10 protein-coding genes are annotated in these 14162 nt (G+C 41.6%); 3 read left to right on the top strand and 7 right to left on the bottom strand.

The window, feature by feature from the left end:
• Positions 1-3: 3 nt before the first annotated feature.
• Positions 4-678: a cytochrome-c oxidase, cbb3-type subunit II gene (ccoO, locus tag EVU92_RS13390; protein ID WP_130051646.1), complete on the bottom strand. Its 675-nt coding sequence runs from the start codon at positions 676-678 to the stop codon at positions 4-6.
• Between the two features lie 12 nt (positions 679-690).
• Positions 691-2124 carry a cytochrome-c oxidase, cbb3-type subunit I gene (gene ccoN / locus EVU92_RS13385; RefSeq protein WP_130051645.1) on the bottom strand — a complete coding sequence of 478 codons (1434 nt, stop codon included), beginning with the start codon at positions 2122-2124 and terminating at the stop codon, positions 691-693.
• 345 nt (positions 2125-2469) lie between these two features.
• Between ccoN and EVU92_RS13380 the strand changes: the two genes are divergently transcribed.
• The 3 genes from EVU92_RS13380 to EVU92_RS13370 all read left to right on the top strand — a co-directional run bounded on the left by EVU92_RS13380 (position 2470) and on the right by EVU92_RS13370 (position 7566).
• Entirely contained in the window at positions 2470-2889 is a 420-nt protein-coding gene (locus EVU92_RS13380; RefSeq protein ID WP_130051644.1) for a hypothetical protein, read from the top strand.
• Between the two features lie 591 nt (positions 2890-3480).
• The gene (locus EVU92_RS13375; RefSeq protein WP_130051643.1) at positions 3481-6072 is read left to right on the top strand and encodes a TonB-dependent receptor; all 2592 of its coding nucleotides are present in this window, start codon (positions 3481-3483) and stop codon (positions 6070-6072) included.
• Between the two features lie 108 nt (positions 6073-6180).
• Complete coding sequence (locus EVU92_RS13370; RefSeq protein WP_130051642.1) at positions 6181-7566, top strand: hypothetical protein; 1386 nt, start codon at positions 6181-6183, stop codon at positions 7564-7566.
• A gap of 33 nt (positions 7567-7599) precedes the next feature.
• Here the strand turns inward: EVU92_RS13370 and EVU92_RS13365 are convergent, their stop codons facing one another.
• The 5 genes from EVU92_RS13365 to EVU92_RS13345 are packed head-to-tail and all read right to left on the bottom strand — an operon-like array spanning position 7600 to position 14155.
• Positions 7600-7863: a DUF3862 domain-containing protein gene (locus EVU92_RS13365; protein WP_130051641.1), complete on the bottom strand. Its 264-nt coding sequence runs from the start codon at positions 7861-7863 to the stop codon at positions 7600-7602.
• An 11-nt stretch (positions 7864-7874) separates the two neighbouring features.
• Positions 7875-8708, bottom strand: a complete 834-nt coding sequence (locus EVU92_RS13360; protein ID WP_130051640.1) for a CsiV family protein — start codon at positions 8706-8708, stop codon at positions 7875-7877.
• Positions 8708-12181 (bottom strand): transcription-repair coupling factor, encoded by a 3474-nt coding sequence (gene mfd / locus EVU92_RS13355; protein ID WP_130051639.1) that lies wholly within the window; start codon positions 12179-12181, stop codon positions 8708-8710. The genes EVU92_RS13360 and mfd overlap by 1 nt, the downstream gene beginning before the upstream one ends.
• Before the next feature lie 29 nt (positions 12182-12210).
• Entirely contained in the window at positions 12211-13104 is an 894-nt protein-coding gene (locus EVU92_RS13350; protein WP_130051638.1) for a carbon-nitrogen hydrolase, read from the bottom strand.
• Positions 13097-14155, bottom strand: coding sequence for an agmatine deiminase family protein (locus tag EVU92_RS13345; protein ID WP_130051637.1), 1059 nt, complete (start codon positions 14153-14155; stop codon positions 13097-13099). Before EVU92_RS13345 ends, EVU92_RS13350 begins: the two co-directional genes overlap by 8 nt.
• Between the last annotated feature and the right edge of the window lie 7 nt (positions 14156-14162).

Genomic DNA, 14162 nt, shown 5'->3' with positions numbered 1-14162 from the left:
TAATTACTTCAAGTGTGTGCCAAGCTGTTGTAAGTAAGCGATTAGAGCTTGCATTTCAGTTGCGCCTTTACCATCGTTCATGGCTTCGATTTTCGCAATGTCAGCTTGTAGCTCTTCGTCACTACCATAACCTTTACCGTCGTAACGGTCGCTAGCTTTGTCAATTCCGAAGCTATCACGGAATATTTGAAGCTTTTTAAGTGTATGGGTCGTATCGACTCTGTTTTCGTCTAACCAAGGAAACGCTGGCATGTTTGACTCAGGAACCACTGCACGTGGATCCATTAAGTGAGCATGGTGCCAATCGTCTGAGTAACGCTCACCAACACGAGCTAGGTCAGGACCAGTACGTTTAGAACCCCATTGGAATGGGTGATCCCATACTGACTCACCAGCTACAGAGTAGTGACCATAACGCTCAACCTCGTCACGGAAAGGGCGAATCATTTGTGAGTGACAGTTGTAACAACCTTCACGCACGTAGATGTCACGGCCTTCCATTTCTAATGCTGTAAGAGGGCGTAGGCCATCAACAGGTTTAGTCGTATCGTCTTGGAACATTAGTGGAGTAATCTCAACTAGTGCACCAAAGCTGATTGCAAAGACAGTCAAGATAGCCATAAGGCCAACGTTCTTTTCGACTATTTCGTGTTTGTTTTGTGAATTATTATTGCTCATCGTGCTACTCCATTATGCCAATTGTGCGTCAGCGTCTAGTTGAAGCGAATCTTTCTTCGCAGCAATAGTACGATAAACGTTGTAAGCCATAATTAGCATACCTGTTACGATGAATACACCGCCTAGGAAACGCATTACATAGAACGGATACGAAGCTTCTAATGACTGTACAAAGCTGTACATTAACGTACCGTCTGAGTTTACTGCACGCCACATTAGACCTTGCATAACACCTGAGATCCACATTGCTACGATGTATAAAACAACACCAACAGTGTGTAACCAGAAGTGCGTGTTAACTAGTTTAACACTGTACATACGGCCTTGTGAGAATAGTGCAGGGATTAGGTGATAGATAGCACCGATAGAAATCATTGCAACCCAACCTAGTGCACCTGAGTGTACGTGACCTACAGTCCAGTCAGTGTAGTGAGAAAGCGCGTTTACTGACTTGATAGCCATCATTGGGCCTTCGAACGTAGACATACCGTAGAAAGATAGAGAAACAACTAAGAAACGTAGTACTGGGTCAGTACGTAGTTTATGCCATGCACCTGATAACGTCATGATACCGTTGATCATACCACCCCAAGATGGAACGAATAGGATAACTGACATAACCATACCTAAGCTTTGCGTCCAATCTGGAAGCGCAGTGTAATGTAGGTGGTGAGGACCTGCCCAGATGTACAAAGAAACAAGAGCCCAGAAGTGAACTACCGATAGACGGTATGAATAAACAGGGCGGCCTGCTTGTTTTGGTACGAAGTAGTACATCATACCTAAGAAACCAGCAGTTAATAAGAAACCAACAGCGTTGTGACCGTACCACCACTGAACCATTGCATCTACAGCACCTGCGTAGATAGAGTATGATTTAGTTAGTGAAACTGGAATTGCCATGCTGTTTACAATGTGTAAAACGGCAACAGTAATGATGAAACCAGCGTAGAACCAGTTCGCAACATAGATGTGCGATACTTTACGCTTGATTAACGTACCAAAGAATACAACTGCGTAAGTCACCCAAACAACGGCGATAAGAATATCGATTGGCCATTCAAGTTCTGCGTATTCTTTAGAGCTTGTGATACCTAATGGTAAGGTAATCGCTGCTAGTACGATAACAAGTTGCCAACCCCAGAAGGTGAAGGCTGCTAGTTTATCTGAGAAAAGGCGCGTTTGACATGTACGTTGTACGACGTAATAAGACGTCGCAAAAAGTGCACTTGTACCAAATGCGAAAATTACTGCGTTCGTGTGTAACGGACGTAGTCGAGAGTAAGTTAACCATGGTGTATCAAAGTTAAGTGCTGGCCAAGCTAATTGGGCAGCAATCAGAACCCCAACACTCATGCCAACGATGCCCCAAATCACTGTCATAATAGCGAATTGGCGTACAACTTTATAATTGTACTCAGTTTGTGATGCTACTGTTTGGCTCATTTTCTGGCTTCCGCTGCAATTAATGCGTTTTAGAAATGAATTACCCACTTTATTAAAAGTGGGGCCTACTATTACTTCACAAGCGTGTTACCTAAAGCCAACTTAGAGGTGCTAGCTTCAGAAAACAAACTCGAGAAACCCTTATTTTTGCGATGGAAATGATAAAATTTTTGACCTTAAAAAGATAGGTCAATTGCATAAAATTATGACATCAATCAAATTTTAGCGCTTTGTTGGTTATTTTTTGTCAGAGTTTGTATTTTTATTAGCTTATTCCATCTAGCATGGTTGTCTTTTCGCGGGTAGCTAATTAGTATCCGCTTTTATTTTATACAGGCAAATAGAGTGCGAACTAGTTTATTCACCGTGTTCCTTTTTAGTGTATTTTTAGCTGCATGTGATAGCCAAAGTATAGAAGAGGACAGAACAAGTACAAGTTGTGAGAACAATCGTCATTGTTATTACCCAAATAATGCAGAAGCTTGGCTGAGTAACCCAGACATCAGCCCGGAAACGCCCTTTGCAATTAACCTAAAGCTGCCAAACGGGGCCAAAAATCTAGCTGCAAAACTTGAAGGTGTCACTATGTATATGGGATTCATCCCACTACAGTTTAAACGCAAAGGGCAGGTTTGGGTTGCTGACACTATGGTCGGAGCGTGTTCTGAACCTGTCATGACTTGGAAAATGACGCTTACTTATAACACTGCTGATAATCAGCCTCGTACTTTGTTTTATTATTTCGATTCAATTCAAACTCGCTAACACCAACCGCTATTTTTATTACTCACAGCTTCGAATTTCGCTGAAGCTGTGAGTAACGTCATTACCTTGTCATTTATTTATACTTTAATGCTCTTCATTAAACGTATTTTTATACGTTAGTTTCAAACTGATGGAACAAAAGTAAAAAATCATCCTCTAATTCACTGTTTAACAGGCTAACTTTGTCTATTTAGTTAATTTTAGTGAATAAGTATGGTTAGCAGTCTTACCAAGCTTTTACGGTTTTTATAACGTGGTGTGATCAACTTGTAAAAATTTCATTTGTAGCACTAATTGGGCTTTAGTTACACTTGATTACAAAGTGCGTGCAATTGATTTCAATCATGTTTTTTTTGCTACTAAAGAATCTTACCTTTCTGATATAGAAGTGTTTTTTTCTGTTAACATTGATACATCATGAAACCTTATTACCTGAAATGGGTCCGTCATTTTTGTGGTGTTTTTTATTTAATCTTCCATTCAGTTTTCGTTCAGTTAACTGAGCCTAAGTTGCCCTCCGCTGACTCGTGATTCTAATAATAACGAGCGCTACCTGATTAAAGGTAAATTTCCAACAAGTAGGGTTTTCACATGAAAAAATCAATTCTTGGTTTAGCTGTTGTTTCAGCAATCCCAATGTTTTCAAGCATGCAAGTTTTAGCTGCTGATGATGCAGCAGAGTCTATTGAAAAAATTCAAGTTACAGGTTCTCGCATTAAGCGTACCGATATGGAGACGTCTAGTCCTGTAACTTTAATCGGCGCAGATGACATCAAAGCAATGGGTGCATCAAGCATCGATGGCGTTCTACAAAAAATGACTGCAGCAAGCGGTGCGATGACTAACCCTGCTGTTAACAACGGTTCAGGCGGTAACGCACGTGTTGACCTACGTGGTTTAGGCGCACAACGTACTCTAGTACTAGTTAATGGTCGTCGTATGATCAACTCTGGTACTGGTGCAGCATCTACTGTTGACTTAAACACAATCCCAGTATCAATGATTAAGCAAGTTGAAGTACTAAAAGACGGCGCATCTGCTGTATACGGTACTGACGCGGTAGCTGGTGTTGTTAACATCATCTTAAAAGACGACTTCGAAGGTCTAGACATGAACCTTAACGGTGCTATCACTGGTGAAGGCGATGCGGACGAAACGTCTTTCGATATCACAATGGGTTCAAGCTTTGACCGTGGTAACGTTGTAATTGGTTTACAATACACTGACCGTGGCGATGCTTCTCAAGCAGACCGTGATTTCTCTGATTGTCCAATCGAAGAAGATTACGATAACGGTAGCTTCTACTGTGGTGGTTCTTCTTACACGCCTTTCGGTCACGTTTGGGCTGAAAATGCAAGCTTACAAGGTCAAGCAGATGGCGAGTGGCATGACTTCACTTCAGCAGGTGATGCTTACAACTACTCAGCAACAAGCTACCTTTACACGCCAATGCGTCGTTTAAACCTAACAGGTATCGGCCACTTTGACGTAACTGATGAAACGCGTTTAGTTTCTGAGTTCACTTACTCTAAGCGTTGGTCAACTCAACAAATGGCTCCACAGCCAGTATGGTTTGACTTCACTTATGATGCAGAAACAATGGGTGATTCACTTCTTTCTCACGGTGTAGCTGACGGTGAAGACATCTCTTACGGTCGTCGTATGACTGATGTTGGTCCTCGTGGTTATGAGCAAGTTGTTGACACAGTTCGCGCAGTAATCGGTCTTGACGGTGCATTCGACAATGGTTGGGGCTGGGATACTTCAGTAGTATTCGGTCGTAACGACTCAGTTGACCGCGCAACTAACCTACTAAACATGGGTTCAATCCAAGACGCAATCGAAGAGGGTGACTTTAACCCACTTGATCAAGCTGATTGGTCAGGTAGCAACCTTGCACAGTACAACTACACTGAAAACAATTCAGGTGGTAGCCAATTATTAGTTCTTTCTGCTGGCCTTAACGGTGAAGTAATGGAACTTCCTGCTGGTTACGTTGGTTTCGCTGCTGGTATCGAGCGTCGTGAAGAAAAAGCATGGTATGTTCCAGATTCACTAACTTCACAAGGTCTTGCAAATGACCCACGTGTTGAGCCAACTGGTGGTCGTTTTGACGTAAACGAAGCTTACGTAGAATTCGCTGTTCCACTTCTAGCTGATGCACCATTTGCACAAATGGTTGACTTAAGCGCTGCTGTTCGTGCATTCGATTACAGCACATTTGGTTCAGATGAGACTTGGAAACTAGGTCTAACATGGCGTGTAAATGACGAACTAATGCTACGTGCAGTTCGTTCAACTGCATTCCGTGCACCTACAGTATCTGAGCTTTACCAAGGTAAATCACCTTCATTCGAACAAGTAAACTTCCCTGGTGCACAAGACCAAGCTGAAGTAACTGTTGGTGGTAACGACCAATTAACTCCAGAGCTTGCTGATACAGTAACAGCTGGTTTCGTATACGCTCCAGAGTGGTTAGATGGTTTCTCAATGACTGTTGACTACTACGAAATTGAAATCGAAAACTCAATTTCAAGCGTAAACAACCAATACATCGTTGAAAACTGTCTTGATGCTTCTACGGGCGCATACAAGAACCAAGATACTGCACTATGTCAGTCTTCTGCAATCAACTTCAACCAAAGCACTGGTCGCATTAGCTTCAATAACCAATTACAAAACATTGGTAACGAATCTACTAAAGGTTACGACGTAAACTTCAAGTATGCATTTGAAGCTGCAGGTCTTAACTGGCGCACAGGTCTTGATGTAACTATCCTTGATGAGTACATCGTTGATTCAGGCACAAGCACAATCGATTACACAGGTCTTGTAACTTCAGGTATCGGTAGCTACGCGAAAGTTAAGTCTAACTTCACTCTTAACGCGTCTGGCGACAACTGGGATGCACAATACCAAGCACGTATGATCGACGGCTTAGACAGCTATGCATGTCTTGCTGACGATAGCGAATGTCTAGTACCAAGTGTTGGTACTGTTGTATACCACGACATCAGTGGTTCATACATCCTGAACGACACAGTGTCATTCTCTGCAGGTGTTAACAACTTATTCGATAAGCAAGCACCTTACTACTCAGGTAACAATGACTCAAACACTGACCCGTACACATACGATGTACTAGGTCGTCGTTTCTTCGCTGGTATGAACGTTAAGTTCTAATCTAGTTTGAAATGATTACTAAGGCCCAGTTTTTACTGGGCCTTTTTTATTGTCTGAAAGTATATCAACGCGTAAACTATAAGGGTACTTTTAACAAACGAGGCGATATTGCTTAAACAAGACGAAAACTTATCTTTTATTATCGAGCCTGAGCTTAAACCACGCACAGAGCAACGACTCGACCTATATTTCTCCATTCCGAATGAAATGAGTGTTAATCCACAAACACTGAGTGAAGAATCATTCTTTAATAACAATTTTAAATCGCATCTTGCGTATAACGCTAACAACATTCACTTACCCTTAGTGAGAAGTCGCTTTGTTAGTAAAAACAAAGGTGAACAGCAAGATTATCGGCAAAACTTAAACTTGTATTGTTATCAAGTTCGACTAGCGCTGAATGCCGATATTAAAGACACCCTAAAACACCAAGAAGCCGAAGAGTTTTATCCTGCCGCTATCGAATTGTGCGAGCAAACCAAAGGCTTGTTGAAAAAGCTAAGGCGCTATACCCCAGATGATGAAAAGCTACTGCCGTTTTATAAAAACGCCGATAACTACTTAAGTTGGCATGTAGAGCAGTCATTTTTGAAACTACTAGATGAAGGGCCGCGCAGTAGTGATTTTGCAAAAGAGCGCAGCGAGCTTTTAGAGTTTTGTAAAGCAGAAAACAGTTACCGAGAAGAACAAGAGTATAACTCGCAATCAACACTTGAAGATGCAAATCGTATCACTAATAAAATGCGTTTATTACAACGTTTAATTGAGCATGGGGTAGTGCTTACTCGTAGCACCCGTCATTTAAACAGTTATTTAAAACGTATGGTAAAGGGTACCGTAACTGCTGTGATCATGGCATTTGTGATGTTAGTTGTATTAAATGCGCGTTCAAATTTTACCGAAGTAACAGCGACGTTGATTTTAATCTTAGGTGTGATTTATGGCCTTCGTGAAATATTCAAAGAAGATATTACACGGGTGATCTGGCGAGCGATTGTTAGAGGCCGACCAAAGTGGCGCTTTCAGTTTAAAAACAGTATTACTAAAGAGAAGATCGCAAGCCAATACATTTGGCTTGAATACACAAGCTTTAAACGTATTCCGAAAGCTGTGAGAAAAATCTTTTCTAAGCGCCGGCATCAAAATAAACAGGCTGCACAGTGGCTACATTTTGCAAGTGAAACACATGTCAGTGCCAAGGCGTTTTTACCCGGATATGATACGCTTCAACAAACCATGCAATTTAGCTTGGCACCGTTTGCTCGCTACTTAAAGCGAGGCGAAGGTAAGCTCTATCATCTTGATAGCAATAAAATCTCTAAGAAAGCGGTAGAGAGGCGTTATCAATTAAATGTTGTATTAGTGTTTACCCAGAGCGAAGACGAGACTTTGTATCAGCGTTACAAGATTACGTTAAATCGCAGCAAGATTGTCAATATTGAGCGGATTTACTCGCAAACAGATATTCTGAAAGAAAAGATAAATGATGAATGATGAAAAAGGGTGGCCTTGGCCACCCACTAGGGTTTATTTAGCGTCTAAACCTGTTTTGCTGTAAAGCGATACTTTGTCTGACACTAGGGTAATTTCAATGTTTTTGTCTTTGTTACCCCAAATACAGTTAGTGTGTAGTGTTTTTTCTTCACACTTATCAGCAGAGCCTAAAATAGCTTCAACTTCAGTTTTATCCATGCCAATTTCAATTTTTTCGTAGTTTTCTAGACTTACTTTTGAACAGCCAGCTAAAGTAAGTGCCGCAGCAGCTGCTGCAATTGCCATATATTTTTTCATAATTGTATCCATTAATGGTTGTAGCGTCTTATTTGCAAGATCATACCCATACGAGGGTGATCAAAATAATGTATCTCGTTACTGATCACACGTTTAAATTGTGAAAAACGTGCTTTTTCATAATCACCGTTTTCTAGACGCTGACTAATATCAAAATCTGCATTTATAAATAGGTAGTGACGAACATAAATTTTCATTAAACCGTCTAATTCCCACTCAGGCACGTTTTGTAGCTGGTCGGGAATAAAACGTTCAGTAGGATCGATCAAACTGATAAAATCGTTATTTTCATTTTCAAGTGATCTTGTGTTTTTTGCTAAGTGTTCTCCAGCAAATAAGCGGATGCTTGGTGCACTTCTTTCACTCATTTCAGGAAAACGCCATCCTGTATGCAAAATAGGAGATAAGCCCTTTTTATCAAGCTGGTCTTTTTGATCAACAAACTGTAATTGCTCTGGTGCAATTAGATATATTTCGTCAGTATCTTCACGCGGTTCAACAACGGGTGTAACAGGCAGTTGATTATAACTAGCTAAAAAATCAACACTGTCATCACACACATTAGAATGAGGGTTGGTATTGACTAAAGAGTCGGTAAACGAATCAGAGCGAAAGCGGTTATCACCTTCAATACAAGCCTGTTTCGCTTGTGCTGTGTACGCAGGAGATAATATATCTTTGCTACGCTTAGCCTTGATTTCATCGTGTTTTAGACTGAAATCTTCTTGTAAGTAAGGAGCTGGGCGCTGTTTATAAATAAGAACTTCAATTTCAAACCAACGTGTTGCATATGATGAGCTTGTAAATAAGCAACAAAGCAATATTAAACTATTTCTAAACAACATTAATGGCTAACCTTTTTCTCAAAATCTGCAATCATTGCAGTGACCATTTTTAAGCGTTCACGAGCGTTGGCTTCGCTAATTGCAAAGCGCAGTTTGTTTGCGCCATCCATTTTATACACCTGCGGTGCACTTTGTATCAAACCAATGATGAAGCTAGGGTTAACCTTTGTATGCTGGCTAAACTCAAAATAGCCACCTTTCGGGTTTGCTTCAATCTTCTTAATGCCAAGATTACTTGCTTGTAGTTTTAATTGCTGCAAACTGAATAAGTTTTTCGTAGCATCAGGCAGTAGGCCAAAACGGTCAATCAACTCTACTTGTAATTCGTCCATGTCATTGAGATTAGCACAGCTTGCAATGCGTTTATAGATACTTAATCGCGCATTTACATCATGAATATAATCATCGGGTAATAATGCAGGTAGCTTTAAGTCAACTTCAGTTTGCTGGCCAAGTAAGTTCTCTAGGGTTGGCTCTTTGCCTTCTTTTAGCGAGTTTACAGCTTGCTCAAGCATCTCCATATACAAGCTAAAGCCAATGGTTTGCATTTGACCTGATTGATCGTCACCTAGCAGCTCACCGGCACCACGAATTTCTAAGTCATGGGTTGCTAGAGCAAAACCGGCTCCAAGGTCTTCAAGTGATTCAATTGCTTCAAGGCGTTTAACGGCATCTTTACTGAGTGATTTAGGGTTACCAGTGAGAAGATAGGCATACGCTTGGTGATGGCTACGGCCAACACGACCACGTAATTGATGCAGCTGCGCAAGGCCAAGCTTATCTGCTCTATCCATAATAATGGTGTTGGCTGTCGGTACATCGATACCTGTTTCGATAATGGTGGTACATACAATCACGTTATATTTTTGGTGATAAAAATCACTCATAATTTGCTCAAGCTCACGCTCGCGCATTTGGCCATGTGCTGTTGTTACGCTAGCTTCAGGAACCCATTCACTTATTTCTTCAGCAACTCGGTCGATAGTTTCAACATTATTATGTAAGAAATACACCTGACCACCGCGTTTAATTTCACGCAGAATTGCTTCGCGAATAAGTTCTGCATCTCTTTGTCTAACAAAGGTTTTAACCGCTAAACGTTTCGCAGGCGGTGTGGCTATGATTGACAGGTCACGCATGCCACTCATCGCCATGTTTAATGTACGTGGAATAGGGGTCGCAGTGAGTGTTAAAATATCGACATCGGCACGTAATGCTTTGATTTTCTCTTTTTGACGCACACCAAAACGGTGCTCTTCATCAACAATCAATAAACCAAGATCTTTAAATTGAATATCTTGTTGGATCAGTTTATGAGTACCAATAACAATATCTAATTTGCCCTCAGCCATTTTTTCAAGCGTGTCTTTTTGCTCTTTTGTTGAGTTGAAGCGTGATAAAACGCCAACTTCAATAGGTAAATCGGCAAAACGGTCTTTAAAGTTTTCATAATGTTGCTGAGCAAGCAGTGTCGTTGGCACAAGTACAGCAACTTGCTTGTTATCATTTACGGCAACAAAAGCAGCCCGCATGGCCACTTCTGTTTTACCAAAGCCTACGTCACCACATACTAAACGATCCATTGCCTGTTTACTTTGCATATCTCCAAGCACAGATTCAATGGCATTACGTTGATCATCGGTTTCTTCAAATGGGAAGCTGTCGCTAAACTGACGGTAAGCACTGCCATCAAGCTTAAACTTATTACCTGGTTTAGCTTGGCGTTTAGCGTAAATGTCTAATAATTCTGCGGCGACATCACGAACTTTTTCAGCGGCACGTTTCTTGGCTTTTTCCCATGCATCGGAGCCCAATTTATGGAGCGGGGCAGAGGCCTCTTCGCCACCAGAATAACGGCTAAGCATATGTAACGCAGAAACAGGTACGTATAGTTTTGCCTCGTTGGCGTAGATGATCGTAACAAACTCAGTAATCACACCGGCAGCATCAATTGTTTCAAGCCCTTGGTAGCGGCCTACACCATGATCAAGGTGAACAATTGGCTGGCCTTCACGCAGTTCAGCAAGATTACGAATAAGTGCATCTTGGCTGGCTTCGTATTTATGTTTACGACGTCTACGTTGCGATACTTTAATGCCTAATAATTCTTGTTCAGTGATAATGGTTAAACGGGGTTTACCGTCTAACACTACACTTTGTTCAAGTGGCGATACTATTAAGCCAACATCACTAGCACTATTTGTAAAATCGCTGAAAGACTCGAATTCTTTGAGCTTTAAACCACTTGGTTTTAATAGTGTCAGTAAAGATTCGCGGCGTCCGTCAGATTCAACCGACAGCAGTATGCGGCCTTTTTGTTTTTTCTCACTAGCAACATAGTTAATTAAACCTTGGTAAGGCTCATGTAGCTTATGATCTATACGTACGTTTGGTAGCTCTTTACTGGCAAGGTTTGTATGGCCTGCTTTAGTGCCTAGTTTCGCTTGAGATAAACGAATACGTGCGTATTTACCAAACTCACCAAAGAGTTCATTAACGCTTTGATATAGCTTTACAGGTTCAAGTAATGGTCTAAGTGGATCAACACGGCGGTTTTCATAGCGAACATTTACATCATGCCAAAATTGATCAGCAGCATGTTCAATATCGCCAAAATGCATAAACGTCGTATTGCTAGGTAAGTAATCGAATATAGTTGCCAATTCATCAAAGAACAGAGGCATATAATATTCTATACCGGCAGGCCACGTACCTTTGGTGACCTGCATATAAATTGAGTCTTGTTCAGAGCTTGCGCCAAATTGCTCACGATAATTGATACGAAAACGCTCAATGTCAGAGTCATTAGTTGGAAACTCATGAGCTGGCAACAGCTCAATTTTATCTACTTTTTCATCTGAACGCTGGCTTTCAACATCAAATAAACGAATGCTGTCGAGCTCATCATCAAAAAAGTCTAAACGGAATGGGTGAGGGCTACCCATAGGATACAAGTCAACGATAGAGCCACGGATAGCATATTCACCATGCTCCATCACTTGTTGTACATGCAAATAGCCTGCTTGTTCAAGATTTTCACGTAGAGTGTGCGTATCTAAGATATCACCCACTTTAAAGTTAAGGGTTGACCCATAAATAAATGATGCTGGCGCTGTACGAAGCATCAAAGTTGATACAGGTACGATTAAAACACTTTGTTGTTCTTTTTTTAATGTGTTTAACGTGGCTAAGCGTGCAGAAATAATATCTTGGTGTGGTGAAAAATGATCATAAGGCAGCGTTTCCCAGTCAGGAAAGACCATGACTGGGTTTTCAGGCAATAGAAATTCTAACTCAGTTTCAAGGCGTAGGGCGCTTGGCGTATCTGGGGTGACTATCACAACCAGCTCGTTGTGTTGTTTTACACCTTCTGCGATGGCGATGCTAAGTCCGCTACCAGTAAGTTGTCCCCATTGAATTTTATCTTTCTCAGATTTTACCCAAGGCAATGCTGCCCATTGCGCAAACGCCATTTACTACTCCTTTAAACTGTTTTTACTGCTTAGTCTCGATAAATCTTAGTTAGGTCTTGATAGTGGTCGATACGACGATCACGAAGGTAAGGCCAAATTCGACGTATGTTTTCACTACGTGCTTGGTCTAATTCAACAACTAACAATTGCTCATCGCTGTTGTTAGCCTCGGCTAGAATCTCACCCTGTGGGCCCGCGATAAAAGAGTTACCCCAAAACTGAATACCTTCGCTTTGGCCGCTTGGATCACTTTCGTGGCCAACACGGTTACAGCTGATCACAGGCACGCCATTGGCAACGGCATGAGCGCGTTGTGAAATAACCCAAGCGTCTTTTTGACGTGTTTGTTCGTCTTTCTCATCGCGAGGGTCCCAGCCAATCGCAGTTGGGTAAATTAAAATCTCAGCCCCCGACATTGCCATTAATCGTGCGGCTTCAGGGAACCATTGATCCCAGCACACTAATACGCCTAATTTACCAACAGACGTTTGAATAGGCTGAAAACCTAAATCACCGGGTGTGAAGTAAAATTTCTCGTAAAAGCCAGGATCATCAGGAATATGCATTTTGCGGTATTTACCGGCAATGCTGCCGTCAGTTTCAAGTACCACAGCGGTATTGTGGTAAAGACCTGTCGCACGTTTTTCGAATAACGATGACACAATCACCACATTCAACTCTTTGGCAAGTGCGCCTAAGGTATCTGTACTTGGGCCCGGAATTGTTTCTGCTAAATCAAAAACGTCTACATCTTCGGTTTGGCAAAAATATAAACTACGGTGTAGCTCTTGAAGAACAATAAGCTTAGCGCCTTGGCTTGCTGCATCGCGTATACCTGCAATCGATTTTGCCATATTGTCTTGAGCATTATCGGTGTTTGATTGCTGAACAAGAGCAACCTTTAAATGCGTTGGTTTAGTCATTGTTTGTTCCTGCTAAAAAGCCGCGCGGTAATTGCATTGTAATACAGTGTAAGCTGCCAAATTGGTGAATAATTGGCAGGCAATTAATACCAACAACAGTGTGGTCTGGGTATGCTTTGGCAACCTGACCAAGTGCAAGTTGGTCGTGTTCGTCACCATAAATTGGCACTAAAACGGTTTTATTGATGATTAAATAATTAGCGTATGTGGCAGGTAGTCGGTCACCGTCTTCATTGAATACCGCTTTTGGCCAAGGTAAGGCAATAAGCTCATAGCTTTCACCGTTAGCGGTTTTAAATGATTGCAGTTGCTTTTCCATGGCATCAAGGGCAGCAAAATGTTCATCATTTTTATCATCACACTGCACATAAACTAGGGTGTTGTTTGGTGCAAAACGTACCAGCGTATCAATATGGCTATCGGTATCATCACCAGCAAGATAACCGTGATCAACCCAAAGGAAAGAAGTAGCCCCTAGTTGCTCAACAAGCGTTTGTTCTATATCCGCTTTTGTAAGTTCTGGGTTACGATTTGGGTTTAATAAGCATTCGCTGGTTGTGAGTAGCACGCCGTGTTCATTAATTTCAACGCCGCCGCCTTCAAGAACCAGCTCACTTTGCTGATAAGCATTTTTAGGATTAGCGACTTGCTTTACAAGCACTTGATTAATTTGGTTATCGAGATCACTTGCAAATTTATTGCCCCAGCCATTAAAAATAAAATCCATCACTTTTAATTGGCTTGCGTCATCAATATTCGCGCAGGTCAATGGGCCATGGTCACGTGCCCAGGTATCGTTACACGGTGTCACCACAAAGTGAATGCGACTTGCATCGACATCAGCTTTTGCAAGTAAAGCTGCAATATGTGTTTTTAGGGCATTATCATGGGCCACGATAACAACATCTTGTTGTTGGCTAATTGCTTGGCAAAGCGCTACATACACAGGCTCAACAGCGGTTAAATTTGCTGCCCAATCAGTGTCTAGATGAGGCCAAGTGAGCATAACGGCATCTTGCTCAGCCCATTCAGGTAAAAGTCTAAATTTCATGAAGGTA

It is taken from the genome of Pseudoalteromonas sp. MEBiC 03485 (assembly GCF_004195145.1).
Lineage (GTDB): Bacteria > Pseudomonadota > Gammaproteobacteria > Enterobacterales > Alteromonadaceae > Pseudoalteromonas > Pseudoalteromonas apostichopi.
Note: the sequence above shows the minus strand (reverse complement) of the source record. Positions and strands in the feature narration are given on the sequence as shown.

Coding starts and splice junctions, on each gene's coding strand:
- EVU92_RS13345 (WP_130051637.1), bottom strand. CDS start 14,155: ATGAAATTTAGACTTTTACCTGAATGGGCTGAGCAAGATGCCGTTATG.
- EVU92_RS13360 (WP_130051640.1), bottom strand. CDS start 8,708: ATGTTGTTTAGAAATAGTTTAATATTGCTTTGTTGCTTATTTACAAGC.
- ccoO (WP_130051646.1), bottom strand. CDS start 678: ATGAGCAATAATAATTCACAAAACAAACACGAAATAGTCGAAAAGAAC.
- mfd (WP_130051639.1), bottom strand. CDS start 12,181: ATGGCGTTTGCGCAATGGGCAGCATTGCCTTGGGTAAAATCTGAGAAA.
- EVU92_RS13375 (WP_130051643.1), top strand. CDS start 3,481: ATGAAAAAATCAATTCTTGGTTTAGCTGTTGTTTCAGCAATCCCAATG.
- ccoN (WP_130051645.1), bottom strand. CDS start 2,124: ATGAGCCAAACAGTAGCATCACAAACTGAGTACAATTATAAAGTTGTA.
- EVU92_RS13350 (WP_130051638.1), bottom strand. CDS start 13,104: ATGACTAAACCAACGCATTTAAAGGTTGCTCTTGTTCAGCAATCAAAC.
- EVU92_RS13365 (WP_130051641.1), bottom strand. CDS start 7,863: ATGAAAAAATATATGGCAATTGCAGCAGCTGCTGCGGCACTTACTTTA.